Source organism: Bacillus sp. X1(2014), from assembly GCF_007678255.1.
In genome coordinates this window covers 231,096-256,156 of the sequence record NZ_VEED01000005.1, presented here as the reverse complement: position 1 = coordinate 256,156, position 25,061 = coordinate 231,096, and the positions used below count along the sequence as shown (strand labels likewise).

Genomic DNA, 25,061 nt, shown 5'->3' with positions numbered 1-25,061 from the left:
AGTTGCATTCTGTCATTTACCTCTTTTTAAAGTTAGGCCAACTTAATATCCTACTTCGTGTTCACCATTTCAAAGATTTTCATATCTTTAATCCAAAGCTCCGTTTTCTGCCCTCTGTCATCGATTCCCCGAACCACAAAGAATGGCCCTAAATTTGGCTGTTCCTCATTGATTCTTTTGCTAATATTAAAGACCTTTACTATTTTTGTACTTTTTAACACAAACTTCTGAACTTCTGCCTCTTGCTTCTTCGGGTCTGTTGGAGTTTTTTGATCAGAGACATTTGTACTAGACGCATTGACAACTGATTTTTCCTCACTTTACGCTGTCTTTTTTTCCTCTTTAGCCGAATCTGTTTGCGAGGACTTTTTTTCTACACTGGCAACAGTCTTTTCCTTCTCGCTGCAACCAGTTAATCCTATTAGAGATATTGATAGGAATAGAACAAAGATTATTTTTCCAGATAGTTTCAATTCAGGTCCTCCTAATAAACAAGAGGGGATCATAATCCCCTTCTTGCTTTTCACAATTAATGAATATCAATAATCAATGGATTCGGATTAGTTGTGCCATTTTTGACGTTCATCTCTTTAGTTAAATCTATGGAGTCACCAGTGGATAATGTAATATTTTCAAGGGTGTATGTGCCATCTGGCAAACGATAGGACATAGAACCATCTTCATCGGTCATTGGATAAAAATAGCTGAACTGTCCATCCAACTCTCTGATAAACCTCAAAGAAGCATGGGCAACAGGTTTCCCTCCATCAACAATTTGCGCATTCAGTGTAACAGCTGGAAGCGTAATTGTTAATTCTTCTGCAGGGGTTCCTTTTACTTGTAGTTCTCCGTCTGCAATCGAAAAGGCAGTCTGCAATGGATAGTTTACATAATCGTTCATCTCACTAAAGTATTTAGCTTCATGAACCTTGTAATCCCCATCTGGTAAACGGAGTTGGAAACTTCCGTCCCCTGCCGTTTCCGTACTAAAGTAATACCCATCTGAATCAAATACAGTTAAATGGTGGTCGGCAAGCACATTTTGTCCATCCGATAGTGTCCCTGTCACATTGACCTTAGGCAGATGAACCTCTAAGCTGCTTGTTTCCTCTCCGTTAATGGTCAGCTTTCCCGCAATAATATCAAAGTCCTGATTTAGCCTAATCCTTTCATTATTTGCTAAAAAAGCCTCTTCTACTGTATAGGATCCGTTCGGCAAACGTGCGGAGAATACACCCTGTTCGTTCGTGTAAGCATAAATGGAACCATCGTCATTATTTTTTATCACAAAAAGCTCTGCTGATTGGACTTGCGTATCGCCATCCCATAAAGTACCCTTCAACGTAATCGCAGGAACCTTAATCGTTAATTTTGACGCTGCCGCACCATCAACCACAAGGCGTGAACCTTCAATCGAAAAGTCTTGGTTTAGCAGTGTAACAATTCCGTTATTTTCCTCTATCTCGACGACTTTATAGGTGCCGTCCGGCAGGTCCATACTAAATTCTCCATTCGTGAATTCAGTATTATACCAGCCATCATAACCGGATTCCGTATAGCGTTCAATGGTTATCATACCTGCGCTGATAACTCCATCCGCATCTTGAACCACACCTTGTAAAATTGGATCCCCGTTACTAATATCAATCACATATGGGCTTGGTACCGTCGTGCCATTTTTGACTTCAACATCTACATTCAAGTCAAGAATATCGTCTGTGGTGAATAAACGGTAGACCGAATACGTCCCATCCGGAACCCTAAGACTGAATTCACCATTTGAATCCAAAACAGCATAATAATCGAAGGTGACTTCATTGATTTTCTGTGATACAAATACTTCCCCTGCAACCGGAGTGATATGATTGACCAATTTAGCTTTTAACGTTTCACCCGGAAGTTTTAACGATAACTCATTGACCGGTGCACCCTCTCGAATCACTTTTCCTTTGACTACAGAGAAGAATTCATTTGCATATTGGTTGGAAGGAAGATTTCCACCCCATACTTGGTGAATAAAATAATCACCATCTGGGATGTTCACTGAAAATTTCCCATGACTATCGGAAACAACCCAATAATAACTGGACGAATCAACTTTATCTATAAAAAATTCAGCTTCAGCAACTGATCCCCCATCATCGTTAACGGAACCTGTCACATTTCCTTTTGCTGTATCAATGATGAATGGATTCGGATTGGTCGTGCCATTAGCAACTTCAATCGTCCGATTGACCTCATACCAATCATCATTTCCATACGCCGTAGTAATGGTATAGTTTCCGTCAGGTACTCGGAGCGAGAAGGAACCTTGCGAATCCGTTGACCAACTGTATTCAGTGGCTGCTCCATTCATATCACGTTTGAAGTAAAACTCGCCAACAATCGGTACACCGTCATTAACCAGCCGACCCTTTAATGTTTTTGCAGATACAACAATATCAAACTGATTTTGATTATTTACTTTCCCGCCTTTTACTTCAAAGGCAATATCAACCAATCCATACAAGCTGCCGCCAGAATTAACGTCAGAAATAAAATAGTCCCCATCTGGAACATTGATAGAATATTTACCCTCGGCATCTGCTTGCACCTGGTAATGCCACTCATAATTCTTTTCGATGATATAGAATTCTGTGTTCGGAATGACACCCGACTCATTGCGAACTGAACCGGTTAGAAAATTTTCTGCTCCATCTTCAATATTGATAATGTATGGACTTGGATTGGTTGTTCCATCCTCGACTGTAATTGACTGGTTAATATAATGGAAGAAACCATCCTCACCATAGTAACCTTCGACAGTAAACGTCCCGTCCGGCAATCGGTATGTGATTCTGCCTGTTTCCTGATCAGCGTATTCCCAATAACCATAACCATGTTCATCATTTATTACCTTTACACCATCAGTCACGATCCGCTGGCCATTCACATGAACCTCCATAACCAAGGAAGCAGGCGGAATGTTGACATCCAATGATTTGGCTTCTACCTTGTCAATCAGAAGCTTCCCATTTTCCACTGTGAATTGTTTATAAAGATAATAAATATCATTAGTTGTGACCGAGACAACATAATAGTTCCCGTCTTTCAATTCGAGGGAAAATTGTCCATTTTCATCTGCATTGACTCCGAAAAATTCACTCGTCTCTGCATTTTCCAAGTAAAGGGCTGCGTTGGCGGCGGCTTTAGAACCATCAAAGACCGTTCCAGCTAGATTGCCAGGCGACTCTTTCTCTAAATTGATGAGTAACTCGGATTGCCCTTTCAGTCCACCATCTAGAACAGTAAATTCCACATTGTGTGGATACCATTTCGCCTCAGACTCAATCCAAATCCCTTCAATTAGATAATCACCATCCGGCAAGGTCAAATCAAATGCTCCTGTCTGATCTGTCTTTGCATCGAACCATGTAACATTCCCACCTGTTGTATGGGCACTTACCCAGATATTCGAAACAGGCGCTTCACCTTTTGTCACATGTCCTTTTACACTCTTGAGCTGAGTAGAAATATCAATCGACAAAGCTTCTGCACCTGATAACCGACCATCTTCCACAGTGAATTTTAATTGTAAAAGGTACCATTTAGAATCTTCAGTCGACCAAATCCCGTCTAATTGAAAGTCTCCATCCGGTAAACCCTTTAATGTAAAATGTCCATCATCATCTGTTTTGGTGTCATACCAAACAGGGTCAGTACCCATCGAATGCACACTAAAGGAAACATTCTTGAGTGGGGTTCCTCCTTTGGTCACATTCCCTTTGATTTCCGATGGTGCCGGGGTTGATGGTAAATCAATCTTAAGGTCCATGGCGTCATCGACTGTGAATACCTGATTCAATTGATGCCACTTCGATGCAGCCGGTACCCAGATTCCATCGATTTCATAATCACCCTTCGGCAGTTTTAACTCAAAATAACCATCTTGATCGGATGTTGCGCTGTACCATTCTTCCTCTTCTGCCCCTTTTGTATGGAGACTGAAGAGAATATCTGGGAGTGGCTTTCCTGCCTGGGTCAAGGTCCCGGAAACTTTATTTAGTGCAGGTGGTTGTTCAGTTTTTAAATCAATATTTAAATTTTCTAAGCCCTCAAGTTTTCCATTGTCTACCTTGAAGGTTTTATCAAGCTTATACCATTTTTCATCCGCAGTGACCCATATGCCTTCAAGTTTGTAATCTCCATCGCTTAAGATAAAACCAAAATGACCGTCTGAATTGGTGGTGGTGTCATACCATTGCTCCGGCTTCCCCGTGGTATGTATACTAAATGTGACTTTTGGCAATGGCTGTCCATCTTTTGTTAATACTCCAGATGCATTGACCTCAACTTTTCCTGGAAGATCGATATCAATGGTTGCATGGTCCTTCGAAACAGACATTTCCTTGTCAAGGGCATACCACTTCTTTTCAGAATCCAGCCAAATTCCAGATAGTAGATATTCTCCGACAGGTAAATCGAATCGATATTTTCCATCTTTTTCTGTGGTGGTATCATACCAAGAACCGTTAGCTTTTGACTTTATACTAAAGGTGATGTTGGGAAGCGGGGTGCCTGCCTGTGTCAGCGTTCCTTCAATCCTGCTTTCGTCTCCTTTGGAAGCTTTTTCAATAATTTCTTCTTTCGGTGGCGGGGAATTGGTATCTTCTACTTTATTATCTTTCTTTACGGTATCCTCTGTTTCAGCCGTGGTCTCGCTTGTCATTACTTTGTCTTCTACTTTGTTATCCGTCTGAATGGTACTCTCTGTTTTGGCTGGTGTCTTACTTGTCTCTTCGGCGAACACAGGCTGAATGAGTCCGCTAGCAACAAGTAATACGGTTAACAAAATTGATACTACTTTTCTCCAAATCTTGTTTTTTCGAAACAAAATAAACAATCCCTCCTATTCTCTATTTCTCTTTAATCACCGACATGTGATTTTGTACTGGGCACAACTCCCCAGATTATTAAGATAAAACCTAATACTATTGTATTAGTATATAAAACCTATAGAAATTATTTCAGCAAACCCTCGTGTCGATATACAAAGACTTATCGACAAATTTGTATAAATACTTAAGTATTTTTTAAAGAGAGTTAGTCTAAAAGACAAAAAAAAGGAAACAACTAGGCCATTTGGCCTTGTCATTCCCTTTTGTCGATTCGTGACTATTTTGTATTAACCATTTCAAAAATTTTCATATCTTTAATCCAAATTTCACTTTTTTGTCCTCTCACATCAATACCTCTTACAACATAGAATGGACCTAAGTCCGGATGTTTTTCATGGACACGTCTGCTAATATTCAATACTTGTACCATTTTCGTATTTTCTAGAACAAAGTCATGAACTTCTTTTTCTTGGTTAGCTTGGGTTGTTTTGGTTTTTTTGTTAGTAGTTTTAGTTGATTTGTTATCTGCGGCTGATTTGCTTTCTGAGTTTGTTTGGGTTGATTCTGAGTTTTCCTGTTTCTTTGGTGTTTCAACTGGAGCTTTGGTATTGTCAGAATTCGTATTTTCCTTTGTTTCGACCGTCTTTTCACTAACTTCACTTGAAGCTTTATCCTTTTCAGCGCAGCCACTTAGTCCTACAAACGCAAAAGATAACATTAGCACAAAGATTAACTTACTAGATATCTTCACAATTTTTCCTCCTGCCAAAAATAATAAGAAAGTGCAGACTATAGTTTATTTATTACTATCTTACTAGATTATAATCGTTGAATCGACTTACATCAATGGGGGGGATGGCAATATTATCAGATATGTTTTTATTTGGAAAATTTACTTTTGCTGTATATATTTACAGGCCCCCTGGTATAAGAAGGAGGCCTGTTTTCGAGGTTGCATTTAACAATTAATACTGCTGTTGTTGGTGCCATTTCCAGGCATCCTCGATGATTCGTTCCAAGTTCCTTTCCGCCTTCCAGCCAAGTTCGGAATGAATCTTTTGAGAGGAAGCAACAAGCATGGCTGGGTCTCCTGCACGACGGTCCGCCATTTCAACATTTGCCTCTCTACCGGTTACTTTTTCACATGTTTCAATAACTTCCTTAACCGAATAGCCAAGACCGTTGCCCAGATTATAAATCTCTGTTGACTTCTTCCCGGCCAGTAACGCTTCAAGTGCAAGGATATGCGCACTCGCTAAATCAGTGACATGGATATAATCACGAATACATGTACCATCCGCCGTATCATAATCAGATCCGAAAACAGATATCTTTTCCCGCTGCCCTAACAGTTGTTGAAGAACAATTGGGATTAAATGAGTCTCTGGGTCATGACTCTCACCGATTACTGCTGATTCATGGGCTCCTGCTGCATTGAAGTAACGTAGAATTACATAGTTTAGTCCATAGGATTTTGAGAAATCTGACAGGATTTGTTCAATCATCAGTTTGGAATGTCCATATGGATTGATCGGTCTAGTTGGAGTTGTTTCATCAATCAACTCTACATCAGGAATTCCATAGGTAGCGGCTGTTGAAGAGAAAATAAAGTTTTTGACATTATATTTAATCATAGCTTTTAACAAGGTAAGTGTAGCCGCCACGTTATTCTGATAGTATTTCAATGGGTCGACAACAGACTCCCCGACCAAGCTAAAGGCTGCAAAGTGCATTACGGCCTTGATTGGGTAACTTTTGAAGATCATTTGTAAATCCTCTTCATTACCTAAATCACCTTCAACAAAAACCGCACGGCTATCGACAGCTTCACGGTGACCGGTTGATAAATTATCGAGGACAACCACTTCTTCTTTTTCTACTAATTCTTTCACAAGATGGCTACCAATGTAACCTGCTCCGCCAACGACGAGAATCATATTCATTTCCCCTTAGCTAGAATTTCAATTACTATCTTTATTATAGCATTTTGTCGAAAAAACAACATAATTTGTGCAAATCAAGAAAAGCGCAAGCGCCCTGGTCAGCGACGTATGGCCTGGAGCACTCCAACCGAGATAAAGGAAACACGAAGAGCGTTAGCGCATTCGTGCTTGACTTATCGTAGGGCGAAGAGCGAAGGACACTAGCCGCTAGGGCGCTGGAGCTAGACAGTAACCTGAGTTCAAAAAATAATACTTATCAATGGAAAAAGGGTGTCAGGCGCATGTGAATATTTCACATGGTGCCTGACACCCAACCTTTTAGGCTACTTGCCCATCAGTATTACGTTTTCTTCTCTTTTTATCAGCTTTGAGGACTTTCATGGATAGGTAGATGCCTGAACCGGTTAAGAAGATTAACGCGATCGCCACTAAGTCGACCAGCCATTTTACATTCGTTGTACCGATTTTTCCTTCGTGGAGACCCCTGATGATCCCTGTGATTGAGGTAGTTCCGCCTTCACCACCGGCTCCAGGGCGGCCTGGGAATTGATTTTGTGCTGCAGTTTGATCTGTTTGTCCTGTTTGACCTGTTTGTCCTGTTTGGCCGTTTGCGTTTAATCCAGCTTGGGCTTGAGTTTGCCCTGAATTTGTTGTTGTTCCTTGTTGCATAGCTCCACGATTAAACTGTCCTGGCTGGAAATTACCTTTATTTCCTTCCATTTGTGTCTGGCCAATTAACCAAGGTTCATTCATCAACAATCCCGTTACTGATTCGATTAAAATAAAGATAGAGCAGATTAAACCAATCCATAAGTGTGCTTTTCTTGTTTTTTTCATATACATTCTCCTCATTTTCGTAGTTTTGGGTGGTTCAGTTTCGTATAAAGTACCGCGATGTACCGCTTTTTTGATTAAAAAATCAAGTTTATTTGCGAATTAATAGCTTCTATTTGCGGATTTTGCTATTTTATTTGCATATTAACCAGTTTTATTTGCGCATTGACCAATTTTATTTGCTAATCAATTTTTCCCAGTATCGACCAAAAGAAAAAATCTACTGATAGCGAAGTGCCTGAATTGGATTCAATTTAGATGCTTTATTGGCTGGGAATACTCCGAAGACCACACCCACGGCGAGCGAGAATAGGAACGATGATAGAATTACGGTTGGTGAGTAGGCGATGCTTAAACTCATCAGAGAAGAAACAATTTTTCCTAATCCTAATCCAAACAGAATTCCAATCAAGCCACCCATCGAGCTTAGCACCACAGCCTCAATTAGAAACTGTAGGAGGACATCACGCCGTTTGGCACCAATGGCCTTTCTGATCCCGATTTCTTTCGTTCGTTCTGAGACCGACACAAGCATGATATTCATGATGCCGATCCCGCCGACAAGTAAGGAAATACTCGCAATTCCGCCTAGCATCATGGTCATGGTATCAGATACCGAACTCATAGTGTCCATCACATCCTGCTGGTTGGTTACACCATAATAATCACTTTTCCCCGGATACATACTGGCGAGTGCCATTTTAACCTCATTCATCACGAAATCCATCTGATCCTCGCTTTTTCCCTGCAAATAAACCGTGCTAATCGTCGTACTGCCAACTAAACGTTGACCCGTGCTCAACGGGACAATAATCAGATTATCCCCGCTCTGCCCGAGTGAGCTTCCTTTCGAAGCCAGTAATCCGACCACTTTGAACGAGGTGCCTGACACCTGAATGTATTGTCCGATCGGATTCTCTGTGCCGAAAAAGGTACTAGCTGTTTCCGAACCGAGTACGGCAATCTTTTGGCGGTACTCGACATCTAAATCGGTAATAAAGCGCCCTTGAGTGACCTTCGCATCACGAACAGATGAATAGGCCGCATTTGTTCCCGTTAAGGTAATCTGAGAGGAGGTCCGCTCTTTTTTCACATAGACCCGGCCCGAAACAACCGGTGCAACATCTTTCACGCCATCGATCTCACTTAACTCACTAATTTTATCTTCCGTTAGTTCAATATCTGTACTATAGGTATTTACCGTCAAAAGGTTGGTTCCCAATTGATTGATTTGACTCGTGACGTTTTTCGCTGATCCCTGGGCAATCGAAACTAGAACGATAACTGACGATACTCCGATAATGATCCCTAGCATCGTCAAGACCGCCCGGAGTTTATTGCTTCTGATACTCCGCAGCGCCATTTTAATGGATTGCAACATTCCCAAGGAGGACACCTCCATTCTCGAAGAGTTTGCCGTCTTGAATACTAACCATTCTTTTTGCTTGTTTAGCGATTTCCAAATCATGTGTGATTAAAATAATCGTATGACCTAATTCATTCAATTCCTTCATTAAAAGGAGAATCTCTTTACTGGTTTTACTATCAAGGGCACCGGTTGGTTCATCGGCAAGGAGAATCGACGGCTGGCCAACCAAGGCTCTCGCAATCGCCACCCGTTGTTGCTGTCCCCCCGATAGCTGGGTCGGCAGGTGGCCGGCGCGATCCTTCAAGCCGACCTTATCCAATCCGTCTAATGCCCGCTCACGCCTTTCACGTGTAGGTACGCCGGCGTATAACAAGGGTAATTCCACATTTTCGAGTGCGGAGAGCTTACCTAATAAGTTAAAGTTTTGAAAAATAAACCCGATCTTCCGATTCCGAATCGTTGCTAAACTATTGTCATCCATTTTTCCAATATCTCTGCCATCGAGGTGATAAGTCCCTTTATTAGGCCGATCAAGACAGCCCAGCATGTTCATTAGGGTCGATTTCCCTGACCCAGACGGACCAATGATGGCTAAAAATTCACCCCTTTGGATTTCTAATGATACATCATTGAGGGCATGGACCATTTCACCGCCAAGCCTATAGGTTTTCATCATATTTTTTATTTGAATGATCGGTGTACTCATTAATTGCCACCCTTTCCGCTTTGCGCTCCTTGTCCAGTTCCTCCCGGTGGCATGCCTCCGCCAGTCATAGCTCCCATGCCGCCCATGTTACCTCTCATCATACCGCCTTGGCTGTTAGACGAGCTGCTTGTGGCAAGTTCCGGTAATTGAATGGTTTCACCTGCGGTTACGCCTTCTGTTAGTTCTACATATTCATCCGTAGAAATTCCTGTCTTTACCGTCTTTTGTTGGCTTGTGCCTGCCGATGCATCGGAACTTGAATCCGTCGATGCCGCAGTCACAATCACATATTTTTCGTTATTGCTTGTATAAACTCCATCGACAGGAACATATAGAGCATTTTCCTTACTTTGGGTTAAAATACTAGCTTCCGTGCTCATCCCCACTTTTAAATTTGTAGGTTTATCAATGTGAATGGTGACATCAAAAGTCGATGTTCCGTTCGCAGATGTTCCTTCAGCAGCAATCGCTGTTACCTTTCCTGTATAAGTAGTGTCAGGATACGCACTTACAGTTAAGCTGACCGTTTGCTTCTTTTTAATTTTTGTAATATCTAACTCATCCACTGCAACAACGGTTTGTAGATCCTTGTAGTCAGTTAGATGGGCGACCACCTGACCATTCGTTACCCGTTCTCCTTCTAAAACAGAAACCGTGGTAATTGTCCCGTCAGCAGGAGCTGTAATCGGATCACTATCATCCGTGAAGGTAATTAATTCATCCCCCTCACTAACTTTGTCACCAGCTGAGACCAACACTTCATCGATTTCATCATTATCATCTGTTGACTTTATATCTTCACTTGTTACTGGTTCAACTGTACCTGAACCACTAATCTTCACTTCCAGCTTTCCTTGTTGAACCACAGCTGTTCGAATTTGCGCGGAAGCCTCCGTACTCACCGTTTTCGATTTATAATACTGAAACCCGACAAATCCAATAACCAAAACACTCACAAGTATCCAAATCACTTTCTTCAACAATCTCTACTCCTTTACCCCCCGCTGCAATCAGGCCCTCAGCCAGCAGGAAAATGATTTATTTGATGAGCCTATTATCTTGTCCGTTCCTTAAGTTATCCTTAAGAAAATAAGAAAAGCGCAAGCGCCCAAAAAAAGGGTGTCAGGCACCATGTGAAAACTTCACATGATGCCTGACACCCAATTAGTTCGTTCAGTAAACCACTTCCTGCTGCTGATATAAAGCATTTTTTCGAGAAGAAGCTATCGAAAACATTTTAGAATCACAAATAAGCCTTCATTCCTGTACAAAAGGAATGAAGGCTTTTTCATGTTAGTTAACTATTAGTCCTAAAGATTTTTCTGATTGCCTTGTGCATCACGTTCCACTTGCATTTTTGTTACAGGAAGGTATCCTTGCTCTGGTAATAAAGTATCTTGGATCTCATCTGACATCAAATAATCAAGGAATGCTTTTGCAAGATCTGTTGCCTCGCCCTTAGTATAAGAATGTTGGTAAGCCCAAACTGGGAATTTACCTGACTGTACATTCTCAGCAGTTGGTTCAATACCGTCAATCGCAAGAGGTGTTACTGTTTCATCAGTGAAATACGAGAAAGCAAGGTAACCAATCGCACCATCAGTTTCGTTAATAATTTTTTTAACTGTATTTGAAGAATCTTCGGTGATTCCTTCAGCAGGTGTTGCTCCATCAAGGGCAAATTTATTAAAAATTGCACGAGTTCCAGAAGAATCAGGACGGTTTACAAGAACGATTTTTTGGTCTGCTCCACCAAGTTCCTTCCAGTTTGTGATTTTTCCAGTGAAAACTTTAATTAAATCCGCTTTTTTAATATCTTTAATCCCAACTTTAGGGTTAACGGCAGCAGTCATCCCTACTACAGCAACTTTATGGTCAACAATCTGATCGGCTGGAATTCCTTCTTTTTCTTCAGCAAAAACATCAGAGTTACCAATTTGAACTGATCCTTCAGCAACTTGTGATAAGCCTGTACCAGATCCACCCGCGTTTACTTGTATATCAACTTTAGGGTTAGCAGCCATAAATTCCTCAGCTGCAGCTGCCACAAGAGGCTGCATCGCAGAAGAGCCAGAAATAGTTAATGAGCCGGAAAGTTCTTTCGTTTCTTCAGTCTTTGATGTTTCTTTCTTCGCAGTTCCTTCTGTCTTCTCTGTAGAAGTCGCGCCTCCACAAGCAGCCATGAATACCATTAACGCAGCTAGCAATGTAAGCAGGCTTAAGTTTTTCAATTTTTTCATTTCTTTAAATCCCCCTATAAAGTATGTTGTTGTTTACGTGTTTTAGATTAATCCTTTTTTGTTAACTGAGTATTAATGGTTTGTATAGTTTTGTAAAGATATTATGTACTTTTGTAAATTTAAAATCGTTCGTGTTCCTTCCCGACTTACAATCTGCCTAAAAGAAAAATCACCAACCTTATTAGGCAGGTGATTTTTGCACTTTCTAGTCCTTATACTGACAACAGTTCTGATTAGTTACTTTTTTATATTATTGCCCTGATTCTTCTGAATCTTGATCAGATCCGCTGTTTTGGGAATCAGTATCTCCATTATCTTGATTTTGCTCTGTATCCGCATCTGTTTTTGTATTACTACAACCTGAGGCAGCTCCTAACAACATGAAAGACGCCATTAACACTAACATCCATTTTTTTAAATCCTTCATTTTTTCTTCCTCCTTGATTGTTTCAAAATTTGGTACAATCCCATGATATAAAAATTCGCAAGAAAAAGAAGAAGAATCACTCATTCTTTACAATCATTAACCAATTATTTACAATTATTATAAAAATTTAGCGAAATATTAAAACTGACTAGTTCATTTCGTCCTTTCTTTTTTTACCGTTTGGGTGCATGGAATTAGATAAAAAACCAAAATAAAAAGTCGAAAATAGACAGGTTCTAAATTAGAACTAATCTATTTACGACTTTTTGTATGATGAAGTAAGAATCCCTTTATATCTAGTTACTTTCAAACTACCTTTTCTTTACGGCTGGCCGGAGAAGCAACCGTAATTCCTGTGGTTTCTTCAAAATTAAATAGACTAGTCGGCAAATCCGTAAACCGCTCTAATTCATTGTAAGCCGGAATGCCGTGGTAGGACATATCCAGGCCTTCTTCTTCTTCCCGCTCTGTTGCTCTGAAACCGACTGTTTTTTCGCATACCTTTGCGATAAAAGTGCCGCCGAGTAACCCCCAAACAATCACGACAACAGCGCCTAAAAGCTGCACTTCTAATAATGAGGCATGACCCGTTGTCAATAATCCTTGCGTTTTATCAAATAATCCAACCGCAATTGTCCCGAACACCCCGCTGAAACCATGGACCGCAACGGCACCGACCGGATCATCCACTTTCAAATAATCCACAAAAAGGGTGGTATAAATTACGAGCGTACCACTTATTGCGCCTATTATAACGGCGCTCCACTCCGAAACAAAGGCACAGCCCGCTGTGATTGCAACCAGTCCAGCCAACACCCCATTTATCGTCATACTTGGGTCGGCTTTTCCAAACATTCTCATCGTCATAAATAGTGCCGCCGCTCCCCCGCTTGCCCCCGCTAGCATGGTGTTGATGGCAATCGGTGCTAGTGCGGAGCTGGAGGCATCCAATGTACTCCCCGCATTAAACGCAAACCACCCGAACCATAAGATAAAGGCACCGGCAGAAGCTAACGGAATGTTACTAGGTGCAAACACATTGGAGCTTCCATCAGAATTAAATCTTCCTTTTCTCGGACCCAATAGTTTTGCCATTGCAAAAGCAGCGAAACCACCGACGGCATGAATCGCGGCAGATCCAGCAAAGTCCTTCATTCCTAATTTGGCTAACCAGCCATCGCTATTCCATATCCAATGACCAGATAGAGGGTAAATAATAATACAAATGAGTGCCGCCGTCACCACATAGGCTTTAAAGTTCATTCGTTCTGCTACAGCGCCTGAAATGATCGAGACAGATGCCACCGCAAATCCCATTTGAAATAGCACAAAAGCCACACTAGGCAATTCAATCGAAAGAGCAATTTTCTCTGGGCTTCCAAATAGAGTGGTTCCAACGAATCCAAACGCATCGTTTCCAAACATGATCCCAAAGCCGATGAGCCAAAACGCTAAAGCACCAATCGTTAAATCTACAAAAATTTTCATTGTCACATTAACGGCATTTTTCGTTCGGACCAACCCGGCCTCTAGTAAACTAAAACCGCCTTCCATGAACAAAACCATCGCGGCTGCGAGGACGACCCACACGGTATTTATGTACATTAATTCCACAAGTCATCCCTCCTTATTTGCTAAATCCTCGATATCATAATCTATTGTCCCTGTCCGAATGTTATAGGCCTCCAAAATCGGGTAAACATATATTTTACCGTCGCCATCTTCACCCGTTTGGGCCGCATCCACAATTGTCCGGATGGTGGACTCCACCAAATAATCCGAGAGGACAATCTCCAGTTTCACTTTAGGATGCAAAGTTACCTGATAATTTTTCCCACGATAAACTCCCTGCGTATCCTTTTGCTTTCCTCTGCCAACCACTTGTGAAACCGTAAAACCTAAAATCCCCATATTTTTCAAACCCTTAATCGTCTCTGTGAGTCGTTCCGGTCGAATAATTGCTTCTATTTTTTTCAAGAGAATCGGCTCCTCATTTCATGTTATATAACCTAACATTTTATTGTTAAACTATATAACATGATTAGATTTGCAGTCAATATATTTTTCTTATAATCTGTAAATTTAGAATCATCGCGAAATATACCATGGTGCCTGACACCATTAAAACAAGAAAAAAGCACCTGCGGTTGCAGATGCTTTTTCCTCTTTTTGTATTAACTTACTGGCCAGATGGAGTCTGCCCATTCTGGGTGGTCGATGAATGGATTGCGGTTGCCTTGTATCGATTCAATGACATCATTGCGATGTTTTTCAAAGGCATCAGGTGGATCCATTTTGCTCCATTGGAGAAGAACAGATTTCTTACCATGGAATGGTGTTGGGTACGTATTGACTTTGTCCGCTAATTCAAGATTAAGCTCCCCGCCATCCCCTTCGTAACGAACATCCATATACATAAGCATTCTAGCAATATCACCTTTTACTCGATTAGGCGGCTCAAAAGAATCACTGTCATAATAACAATCTGCACATTCCCCTTGAGACTTGCCGCCGATATCAAAGTCCATATGTCCGCGTGTACTGTTGACAGAGGCGTCCGTTGGTCGTAAATGGTGAATATCGGTACCTGGTCCCACGCTTGTTCCGAAATCACCATGGGATTTCGCCCAAACATGCTCACGATTCCAGTCGTTTACACCTGAACCGAATGTTGTTTTTGCTTGCGAACGACCTGTGTAAAGTAAAATCACGTTATTAGTGTTCGCTGGGTCTTCATCCGTTTTCTTTAACGCTTCTGTTACTTGCGCATACGTTAATTTCGTTTGTTTTTTAATAATCGTGTGTAAGGCAAGCTTTAGATCCGCACCTGTTTTTCCAGCTGCTGCTTGATAATAAGCTTCCACTGTGTTTGCAGGTACAGCAGTTACTGTAACAGTAAATGATCCACTAACTGTTCTTGCTCCATCATTCGCAGTTACCGTCGCATTAATGGTACCTTCTAACGGAGTTTGGATTGTTAATGTTGCTCCTTGCAAAGTCCCTGCTGTGGTCGTATACGTTAAAGCATCGCCATCTGGGTCAGTAAAATACTCACTTAAATTTACAGAAACCGGTGTGCCAACTTGGACCGAAACGTTTGGCAAAGCTTTAGTCGCTACTGGCGCTTGATTCACCTTAGGCGGTGCAGCAATGGGTGAAGGAAGAACCACTCCGTCCACATTCGTGAATTTAATCGCTGACGTATCCACACCGTCTTTCACTGTCCACTTTTGAACCTGCTCAATGCCTCGAATTTGGCTGATATTTGCATTATCAATGACTATTTCTTTTACCACTAAGCCGCCAAAGTCAATCACTGCACCTGGTGCCGTTGGGCTAAGTGTAATCACTGTGTTCTTTAAGCCTTCACCCTTCAGTTTAGCGTAAGAACTTTTAATGACAATACCATCAGTAATAATGGAATCTGCACTAACTGTAATATCAGCCCCCGTATTATTTACCGTTAACTTCTTCGTTTTGAAGCCGTTTAAATTGTAAACTTTGGTTGATGCTGGCGGTGTTACTGGTGGTAATACTTCACCAGCCGCTTTTAACTGAGTCTGAATTATGATTGGATCATGGTCACTTGCACGTCCATGCTCCTCCATGAAGCCAGAGTTAATGTGTAAAATATCGACAGCAGTATTAGCAGCCATATTGTTTGTCACTAAGACTTGGTCTAATTCTTGGGCATTTCCTTGGTAGGAATAATTGTAACGCTCATCCGCAGGAACTTTATCAACCATGTTCGTTAATTCATTTCCTTTGGCAATTTCGAGTGTTTTCGTAAATTCAAAATCATTGAAGTCACCTAGTAAAACAACATTCGCGTTTGCATCCTTTGCTTTCACATCTTTAACAAAGTTATTAACAATCGCTGCAATCTTATGACGTTGAACTTCACTGCTTAATACCGGCGGCTGTGTTTTGCCGAATAACGGTGTATCGCCACCTTTAGAATTGAAGTGATTAGCCACTACGATAACGTTTTGGCCTTGGAAATCAAACTGAGCAGCTAGCGGTTTACGGCTCGCATTAAACGCAGCATTAGTTGGATCAATCCGGCCTGGGTTTAAAGTAAGCTTGCCATTTTCAAAACCGACTGCTTGTGTTGATGTACCTTTTGGGGCGCCTGCTGTTAACGAAACACGATCCTTATTATATAGGAAGGCAACACGGATATTTCCGCCTGGTGCCCCGCCATCTTGATTATTGACTGGGGTAATTTCAGTATAAGCATAAGTTGGTCCGCCAAGAGTCACGACCTTATCAATAATTTTTTGCGCACTTTGTGTTCCATCAACGATACCATTGTCTGTTTCCCCATTATTATCTTGGACCTCATTTAAACCGATAATGTCAGGGTTTTTCATTTTTGCAACAATGGCATCGGCAATTTTTGTAACTTTCGCATCTGGAGTGGCTGTTGAGAAGTTCTCAACGTTATACGTACCAATCGTTAATTTGTCAGCTGTTGGCGTAATTTTTGTAGCAGGACGTACGATTGGTGTTTCTGTTAAGGTTGGCAGACTTGATTCTTGGGTCATCAATTTATAGTTGCTGTAACCGTAGTTGACAACACCTTTAATCGAGCCCGTAAAAAAGTCACCCATTTTTGCACGGTAGGATTTATTGGCCGTTGCGCCATTTCTTACATCAACCCCGATTCGATCTGGATTGGTGTCAGTTGCTGTAATACGCAAACCGCCAGGAGTCACGTTGGTTGGATAGTTCTTCGGAACCACCCATACTAATCCATCTTTTTGAAGCGCAATTACTTTTCCTTCGTCAACTTGTGCATACATTCCTTCAATACTTTCCCAGAAATCGATTGCGTCTTCATCAGGATCAAAAGTCGCAAATTGGTCATTGTCAATGATTTCTGTTGGAGCAATCCGGTCGACACCAAGTTTGATTGGTGCTGGAAGAGCGGCCGTACCATTTTTCGTAATTGTTGTTGCTTCAATTTCCGTTATCGTTAAATCTGTTGTTGTTTTCTCAGCAAATCCTTCGCCGTAGAATTCAGTTACCTTCCCTGATACTTTCACGCGGTCACCGATGGCAACACCATGCGCCGATTTGAAGACAAGGATTCCGTCGGATGTATTTTTATCGCCGTCGCCCACTAAGTCTTGAATGAAGAAGCGGCTTGTGCCATCAATATACGTAACGACGCCCTCTACATCCGTTACTGTTTTACCAGCAAATAGCGAGTTGTGTGATTTGCCTTGGATATCATAGATGTGAATTGCACCATTTTGGATCACATAATCAAACGTAGCAACCGCACTATTTTTCAATCCTTCTTTTACTGCCACCGCTTTAACCGTTGTAGCTTGTGAAATAACTATTGGCTGTGAATATACTGGGCTTGCGGTCGTTGGCTCACTGCCGTCAAGGGTGTAGTGAATCACTGCCCCGGCAGTACCCGTTGTGAACGTTACAGTTGTTCCTGCCGTTACCAAGCCAGCGCCTGGAGTGGCTACTACTGGTTGAACAATACTAGAATCTAGTAAAATATCACCGTCGTTCCGCGGAATTAATTGGTAAACACCGTTAAATGCACTAAGAACTCCGGTAATAGCTTCATAGGTTGTACCTGTTGAAATCATCGTTGAAACAGGCGGGCGAATTTGAAAACTAGTTCCATCACTATCTGTAACCGAGTAGTTTCCGCCAGAGAAGGCTCCTACAGTTACATTTTTAATCGTTACTAGTTTTGCTTCTTTGCTTTCTTCTAACTGTGCAGCTGTTAATACTTCCGCAGCTGGAACAGTTTCTTTCCCTGTCACAATGATATTTTCATGATTAGCTTCAATTTCTAGCAGCGTGGAAAATTCCGTTAGTTTACCAGAAACAGTGATTTTATCACCTGGTTGAACGGTTGTGCTTTCCGAAGGTGTAAAGGCAACAATTCCAGCAGTTGCATCTTGGAAATAAATCGCTCTTCCTAACACAGCGGTAACGACTCCACTCGTTTGAACGTTCGATTGTAACGCAGCTGCTCTTACTTCAGCAATTGTACTTGCTTTCAAAACCGTATAAGCGAATGTGGAAACATCACTGTTTTCTAAGTCGGCTTTGACGGCAATTGCCTTGATTGTTGTGTCTGCACTAATTTTAATCGGTGCCGTATATTCCGTGCTTGAAGCAGTTGGTGTTGTGCCATCGGTTGTGTAGTAAATTTTTGCATTAGCGGTTGCGGTTGCTAAAGATACCAAGGTTCCTTCTGCCACTGCACCTGCTGCAGGTGAGGCTGTTGCATTAGCAACCTTCGTTTCTACCGGAGTAGAACCGCCATCCATGGTGTGGATACCAAGGTTTGTAAACACATTGAGGCCTAAGCTGTCCCATTCTGTTGCTGGGTCAAAGGCATCACTAGGGTTGCTGTCGCCAGCTGTGATGGAACTTTTACGGACGATGGTTTGGTCCGTAGTTTTTACCGTGGTTCCCCAATTTAGGCGTTCGCCCACTTTTCCAATCACATCAATAATCGTTCCGTTATGTTTTAAAACAACGGCGTCGTCACCATTCCAGTTAATCACTGTTTTTCCAGCGTCTAATAAGTTGGCCTTAGCGACGATAGCCGCGTCTGCGTCATTTCGTGAAATAACAAATGTTGATCCATTGGCAAGAGTGGCAGAGGGGTCACTAGATAAAGCCATAGTGAAAGTCGTAGTTGATGCACCATTGCTATAATGTTCAAGTGTATATTCACTTAATTTAACAGCAGCGCCTGTTCCATTATAGAGTTCGAGTGCTTTGTTAAAACTGGTGCCTTCAATATATTCAGAGATAAAGAGATCCGTAGCGTTTGTAGCAGCAATCGCAGATTTAATATAGTAGTTTGGTAAAACCATACTAATCAGCAAGATGGCTATAAGAATAATATTCAACTTCTTTTTGTTTTTTCTAGACAAATAGTTGCACCTCCAGGTTCGGTTGGGTGAATATTTGGAGCTAAAATAATTGGTGTAAATTCCTCCAACAAATTAGTTGCTGGAGGAACCTAGCCTTTTAATTAATCTTCAAAAATTGTGTCACCTTCAACTGTTACGTTAGAAAGTTCAACACCATTGTTACCTTTTAAAGTAAGGTTGCCTTTAACGGTTGCATTCTCAAGCTTCGCTACACCTGTTACATCAACGACCACATTTCCAAAGTATACCTTTGGAGCATCTGCCGTACCGCTGAATGAAGCAGCTGGAATAACTTGTGGAGCTACGTTGATAATACGACCTTCCACTTGCGGATTAACCGTTTTGTTTGGTTGTGCCTCAATGTATTCTCTAAACATTTCCCAATCCACAAATCCTGGCTCACTTACACGGCCTTCTGCGTAAGCTTTTGCAAACACGGTATATCCGTCCCCACCTTTTGCTGTGAAGATGTTCGTCGCAACGAAGTAGTTTTTAGTCAAATCTAACGCTGTGTAGCTTCCATCTTGACCTTTAACTTCAATGCTTTGAACCTTAGATCCAGCTGGTTTCGTGCTGTCATAAGTGAATTTCAAGCCAGAAACCTGTAAGAATCCGCCAAATGCGGCTGGTGCATCCTTAACACTGTATTCAAGTGCTTCTTTAATTTCAGCACCTTTTAATTCCATGATTCCTAAAGCATTTCCGAACGGTAATACTTTAAATACATCTGCTAATGTAATGTTTCCTGCAGGAAGAGTGACACGAACTCCGCCGCCATTTTGAAGAGCAATCACCGTATTCGGATTGATTGTTTTTGCTTTGGCAAGCATCCCATCTGCTACGAAATTACCAAGGTTTGTTTCTCCAACACGTGCTGGAGGATTTCCACCCACTAATGGAGCAACTGCCGTTCCAACTACAGTAGCTTTCATTGCATCAATGGCTGGCTTGTATTTAGTGTTCAAGATGTTAGCTACTGCTGCATCATCTGCGAATGTAGTAATATCAAGCAGTTTACCTGTTGTTTCAGGAACGATTACTTTACCTGACGCATCAAATGTTACATCGACTGTCCCAAGGTATTTGTTGTATTCGTTGGCAGAAACGATAGCTGTTGGCTCATCACCTGTTGTATCAAAGAATGGAGCATCAAGTTTCGTATGAGAGTGACCTCCAACAATGACGTCGATTCCTTCAACAGACGCAGCTAATTGTTGGTCATTGTCCCATACAAGTGAATCATCAAAACCAATATGTGTTAAAGCAATGATTTTGTTTACGCCTTGTGCTTTTAAAGCGTCAACTGATTTCTGTGCTTCGTCGATATAATTTTCAAATGCCACACCTGCTCCAGGACTAGAAATCGTCGCGGTTTCAGCAGTTGTTAATCCAAAAATACCGATTTTCTCACCATTTACAACTTTGATAATACCGTTGTAAATTTCACCGCCCAAAGGATTAGCCGTCGTTACATCGTTGTGGAAACGGGATTGTAGATTTGTATCGTTTACAAAATTTACGTTCGCACTAACAAATGGGAAGTCCGCTTCTTTTACAAAGTTTGCTAGTGTTTCCGTGCCTAAGTCGAACTCATGGTTTCCAAAAGTCATCGCATCATAGCCTGCTAGTTCCATAAACTCTAAATCTGCTAAACCTTTATACTCATTGAAATACAATGTTCCAGAGAACACATCACCTGCATCAAGTAATAATGCATCAGGCTTCGTTGCACGAACCGACTTAATCGCCGTCATTTTTTTCGCCACGTTATCGATGTTGGCATGTGTATCATTTGTGTGCATTAAGTTTAACGTGAATTTCTTGTCAGCTTGTCCAGCTAATACGTCGATATTGAATTCTTTGGTGCCATCGACTGTGAATTCTTTTTGTAAATCATACCAGTGGTTTTCTGTTCCTAACCAAATACCTTCTAGCATATAGCTTCCATTAGGTAATATTGTGCTGTATTTTCCATTTGCATCTGTAGTAATGTCGTACCAGGTAACGTTACCAGTGGTGGTGTGAACACTGAATACAACGTTTGGTAATGTTTCCGTGCCCTTGGTTAATACGCCGGTAACGTTTGGTGTGATGACACCAGTACCATCTTTTAGCACATCAATGTTCAATTGTAATGTACCTGCAACCGTGAAGTTCTTCTTGAGTTCGTACCATTTTCCTGCGACACTGTCCCAAATTCCATCAATTGTGTAATCGCCATTAGGTAGTTTTAAGGCAAATTTACCGTCTTTATCGGTTTGGCCATCAAACCACTTTTCTTCGCCACTTGCAGTATGGATACTGAAAACTGTCTCACTTAATGCTGTTGTTCCTTTAGTAATCGTTCCTGTCACATTGAAAACGCCTGATATATCAAGCAGCAATTCTGTGGATCCCTCAAGTTTTCCATCCTTTACTGTGAACAGTTGATTAAGTTCATACCATTTTCCAGCCGCCGCATCCCAAATCCCATCGACTTGGTAGCTTCCATCAGGCAATTTAAAGTTGAATTTACCGTTTTTATCAGTTTTGGCATCATACCACTTTCCATCTGTACTATGTACACTGAATGGAAGCTGTGCTAATGCTTGTGAACCATTTTTCACAGTTCCCGATACATTCCATGTACCCTCAACTGGATTAAGAGCATCGAATGCTAATTCGTGTAAGCCATCAACTAAACCGTCTTTAATCGTAACGGTTTGGCCTAGAGGGTACCAAGTTGGCGCAACCCAAAGACCTTCAATTTTGTAGGTACCATCTGCTAGATTGTGAGTAAATACTCCATTCTCATCAGATGTGAAATCATGCCATACACCAGTAGCTGTTTCGCGAAGACTGAAAGTGATATTAGCTAGCGGCTCATCTCCCAAAACAATCTTCCCTTGACCAGGGACTGCACCTGGGTCTGGTTGAGGAGTTGATGCTTGAGCTTCACCATTGAACTCAATTAAGCCCATTCGGCTTGTACCGCCTGAAGCGATTGGACTTCCATTTATAGCTGTATCTGAGTTTTTCAACCATCTTACATAAACAACATCTTGATTATTTGTCTCACTTGGCAATGCGATATTAGTTAAAACACCGCTTGTCCAGTTCGTTGCTACTGTTACAGTTGCACCTGGAACATCAGTCCATGTAGAGTTATCTAAACTATATTGAATCTTGAAATCTCGTGGTCCTGTACTTGAACCATATTGTTTCGATGATAGAGTAATATTTTGATAGCCTTTTGTTGAAACCGCTACCTTCCAGAAAGAAGGATTAGCTGTCCATGGGGAAGCGTTTGGCACTTGAATTCCTGTAGACGGTCCACCCACATAGGTTGCGGATATTGTTGGACCTGTTACGGACAATGTTTTATCAAGATTGGCAGCCGTACCCGATGTGGCTACTAACTTATTCGTTGCACTGCTGAAGTCCCACTTCGCCAAGGATACCGTCTCTGCGGCAGCGCTTACACTAGTCGGTAACACCATTGCCAACAGCAAGATGGCTGTAAGTGCCAGGCTTATCCACTTCTTAGACCTGTTTACTAAATTAGTCACAGATAAAATCCCTCCAATATTAATATTTGAAAATTGTGAGCAGTCTTCTAAGTTGCAAAACTTCCAGACTCTCCCTCACTTTCCATTAGGTAATAATTACTACCATTATTGTATAACGTCTGACCTCACAATTCTACATATTTTATGAATCTATATACAATTCCGTTATTTTTTTACAAATTCTTAATAATAGTAGATTGCTAGTTCTATTTAACTAAAAGCACACCAAAAAATATTTATCGTCATTTTGTCAAAAAAGAGAGAATTATCCCAACACTTACATTTGAGTTAAAAGCCATCCTCCTATAAAATCAATAATATGAAATTCAAATCAGGAGGCACCTTATGAAATTAACCAATGAAGAATTAGAAATATTAAAGCTCATCGAAGAAAACCATAAAATCTCTGAGGAAACAATTGCTTTAATGGTGATGAGCAGTGAAGAATCAGTCAGAAAAACCATTAAAAAATTAGAAGAAGATAAAGTAATCGTCAGTTATCCCGCGCTCATCGATTGGAGCAAAGTTGAAGGGCAAGAAAATATCGTTGCAATGATTGATGTAAAGGTAACACCAAAACGCGGGGTAGGATTTGATGAGGTTGCAGAGAGAATTTATCGTTTTCCAGAAGTAACCTCTCTCTACCTCATGAGTGGTGCGTACGATTTGTCGATCACCATTGAAGGGCAAACGATGAATCAAATCGCGACGTTTGTATCGGAAAAACTCTCAACGATTGAAAATGTCATCTCGACCACAACGCATTTCATGTTAAAGAAATACAAACACGATGGGGTGGTTTTTGGCAGTAGTGATGATAAAGACCGGAGAATGGTGATTACACCATGAAAAAAGATTATTCCCACTATATATCTAACACCGCTATTGAATTACAGCCATCTGGGATTAGGAAGTTTTTCGATTTAGCAGCCAGTATGAAAGACGTGATCTCCTTAGGAGTGGGCGAACCAGACTTTATCACGCCTTGGAACATTCGCGAGGCAGCCATTTTATCAATGGAACAAGGTTATACTGCTTATACCGCAAATCCAGGATTATTAGAATTACGACAGGAAATCGCTAATTACCTTAGTACAAGATTTGCTGTCAACTATGATCCCAAAAATCAAATTATTGTTACGGTTGGTGCTAGCCAAGCAATCGACCTCGCCTTTCGGGCTATTTTAAACCAAGGTGATGAAGTGCTGATTGTGGAACCAGCCTTCGTTTCTTACGCTCCATTGGTAGCGATTGCCGGCGGGACACCTGTTGCAATTTCCACTTCACCTGCCAACGGATTTAAATTAACACCCGAACAGCTCGAAGGGGCGATTACGGAAAAAACCAAGGCGATTTTGTTTTGTTCACCAAACAATCCAACTGGCAGCACTTTAAATCGAGAAGAACTTAAGGAAATTGCCTCCATTGTTGAAAAGTATGATTTAATCGTCGTCTCGGATGAGATTTACGCAGAGTTAACCTACGAAGAAACCTATACCAGTTTCGCGGCGATTGAAGGTATGTACGAGCGAACCATATTAATCAATGGTTTCTCAAAAGGCTTTGCGATGACCGGCTGGCGCTTAGGGATGCTCGCTGCCCCGAAAGAATTTATTGAAGTGATGTTGAAAATTTTTCAATATACCACCATGTGTGCACCGACCATGCTCCAATACGGCGCGCTCGAAGCACTTAAGAATACCTTCCAAGAAGTGGAAGCAATGAAACGAAGCTACCGGATGAGAAGGAACTACGTTGTGCAAACCTTGAATAAAATTGGGTTGGACTGTCATACACCTGGAGGAGCCTTCTATGTCTTCCCTTCCATTAAGGCAACCGGCCTCAGCTCTGAACAATTTGCCGAAGAACTGCTAATGCAGGAAAAGGTGGCCGTTGTACCGGGCAATGTGTTTGGGGAAAGCGGAGAAGGCTACATCCGCTGCTCATACGCAGCTTCGATGCCGCAGCTGCAAGAAGCCCTAAAAAGAATCCAGCAATTTCTTGAATCAAAAGGAATTTACGGCGAAAAACAAACAGAAGAAGTAAAAGTTAACCATTAATTTCTAAACAAAAAAGAGCCCAATTCTGACAGGTTCATCAGCCAGAAATGGGCTCTTTCGATATTTCATTGCCGGTGTCGTTCACTGGTGCCTGACACCCATTTTTTTGTGACAGGCATCCCAAATTATGTTAAAAT

General features: G+C 41.4%; 17 protein-coding genes. 2 read left to right on the top strand and 15 right to left on the bottom strand.

The genetic code is table 11. From position 1 onward, the window contains the following. Positions 1–50: 50 nt before the first annotated feature. The 15 genes from FS608_RS30225 to FS608_RS12705 all read right to left on the bottom strand — a co-directional run bounded on the left by FS608_RS30225 (position 51) and on the right by FS608_RS12705 (position 22,864). The gene (locus FS608_RS30225) at positions 51–221 is read right to left on the bottom strand and encodes a hypothetical protein (protein WP_186328705.1); all 171 of its coding nucleotides are present in this window, start codon (positions 219–221) and stop codon (positions 51–53) included. A 99-nt stretch (positions 222–320) separates the two neighbouring features. Then, positions 321–473 (bottom strand): EexN family lipoprotein, encoded by a 153-nt coding sequence (locus FS608_RS30220; RefSeq protein WP_186328704.1) that lies wholly within the window; start codon positions 471–473, stop codon positions 321–323. Positions 474–529: 56 nt separating this feature from the next. After that, entirely contained in the window at positions 530–4,873 is a 4,344-nt protein-coding gene (locus FS608_RS12760) for an MSCRAMM family protein (protein WP_144550519.1), read from the bottom strand. Positions 4,874–5,154: 281 nt separating this feature from the next. Beyond that, a complete protein-coding gene (locus tag FS608_RS12755; RefSeq protein ID WP_144550517.1) occupies positions 5,155–5,628 on the bottom strand; it encodes a hypothetical protein in 474 nt (157 codons plus the stop codon). A 214-nt stretch (positions 5,629–5,842) separates the two neighbouring features. Continuing rightward, positions 5,843–6,814 carry a UDP-glucose 4-epimerase GalE gene (gene galE / locus FS608_RS12750; RefSeq protein ID WP_144550515.1) on the bottom strand — a complete coding sequence of 324 codons (972 nt, stop codon included), beginning with the start codon at positions 6,812–6,814 and terminating at the stop codon, positions 5,843–5,845. Positions 6,815–7,138: 324 nt separating this feature from the next. Continuing rightward, positions 7,139–7,657: a PepSY-associated TM helix domain-containing protein gene (locus tag FS608_RS12745; protein ID WP_144550513.1), complete on the bottom strand. Its 519-nt coding sequence runs from the start codon at positions 7,655–7,657 to the stop codon at positions 7,139–7,141. 217 nt (positions 7,658–7,874) lie between these two features. Continuing rightward, on the bottom strand, positions 7,875–9,041 hold the full coding sequence (locus FS608_RS12740; protein WP_144550511.1) for an ABC transporter permease: 1,167 nt from the start codon (positions 9,039–9,041) through the stop codon (positions 7,875–7,877). Then, positions 9,019–9,729, bottom strand: coding sequence for an ABC transporter ATP-binding protein (locus tag FS608_RS12735; protein WP_144550509.1), 711 nt, complete (start codon positions 9,727–9,729; stop codon positions 9,019–9,021). The genes FS608_RS12740 and FS608_RS12735 overlap by 23 nt, the downstream gene beginning before the upstream one ends. Then, on the bottom strand, positions 9,729–10,700 hold the full coding sequence (locus FS608_RS12730; RefSeq protein WP_260871669.1) for a biotin/lipoyl-containing protein: 972 nt from the start codon (positions 10,698–10,700) through the stop codon (positions 9,729–9,731). The genes FS608_RS12735 and FS608_RS12730 overlap by 1 nt, the downstream gene beginning before the upstream one ends. A gap of 339 nt (positions 10,701–11,039) precedes the next feature. Continuing rightward, positions 11,040–11,969 carry a phosphate ABC transporter substrate-binding protein gene (locus FS608_RS12725; RefSeq protein WP_144550505.1) on the bottom strand — a complete coding sequence of 310 codons (930 nt, stop codon included), beginning with the start codon at positions 11,967–11,969 and terminating at the stop codon, positions 11,040–11,042. Positions 11,970–12,219: 250 nt separating this feature from the next. Next, positions 12,220–12,396, bottom strand: coding sequence for a hypothetical protein (locus FS608_RS30215; protein WP_186328703.1), 177 nt, complete (start codon positions 12,394–12,396; stop codon positions 12,220–12,222). 306 nt (positions 12,397–12,702) lie between these two features. Next, complete coding sequence (locus FS608_RS12720; protein ID WP_186328702.1) at positions 12,703–14,010, bottom strand: ammonium transporter; 1,308 nt, start codon at positions 14,008–14,010, stop codon at positions 12,703–12,705. A 3-nt stretch (positions 14,011–14,013) separates the two neighbouring features. Then, positions 14,014–14,373 carry a P-II family nitrogen regulator gene (locus tag FS608_RS12715; protein ID WP_144550502.1) on the bottom strand — a complete coding sequence of 120 codons (360 nt, stop codon included), beginning with the start codon at positions 14,371–14,373 and terminating at the stop codon, positions 14,014–14,016. Between the two features lie 197 nt (positions 14,374–14,570). Beyond that, positions 14,571–19,316: an endonuclease gene (locus FS608_RS12710; protein ID WP_144550499.1), complete on the bottom strand. Its 4,746-nt coding sequence runs from the start codon at positions 19,314–19,316 to the stop codon at positions 14,571–14,573. A gap of 101 nt (positions 19,317–19,417) precedes the next feature. Continuing rightward, a complete protein-coding gene (locus tag FS608_RS12705; RefSeq protein ID WP_260871664.1) occupies positions 19,418–22,864 on the bottom strand; it encodes a 5'-nucleotidase C-terminal domain-containing protein in 3,447 nt (1,148 codons plus the stop codon). 345 nt (positions 22,865–23,209) lie between these two features. On the opposite strand from FS608_RS12705, the gene FS608_RS12700 reads away from it, so the two are divergent. Then, entirely contained in the window at positions 23,210–23,713 is a 504-nt protein-coding gene (locus tag FS608_RS12700; protein WP_144550496.1) for an Lrp/AsnC family transcriptional regulator, read from the top strand. Further along, a complete protein-coding gene (locus FS608_RS12695; protein WP_144550494.1) occupies positions 23,710–24,924 on the top strand; it encodes an aminotransferase in 1,215 nt (404 codons plus the stop codon). Before FS608_RS12700 ends, FS608_RS12695 begins: the two co-directional genes overlap by 4 nt. Positions 24,925–25,061 lie beyond the last annotated feature (137 nt).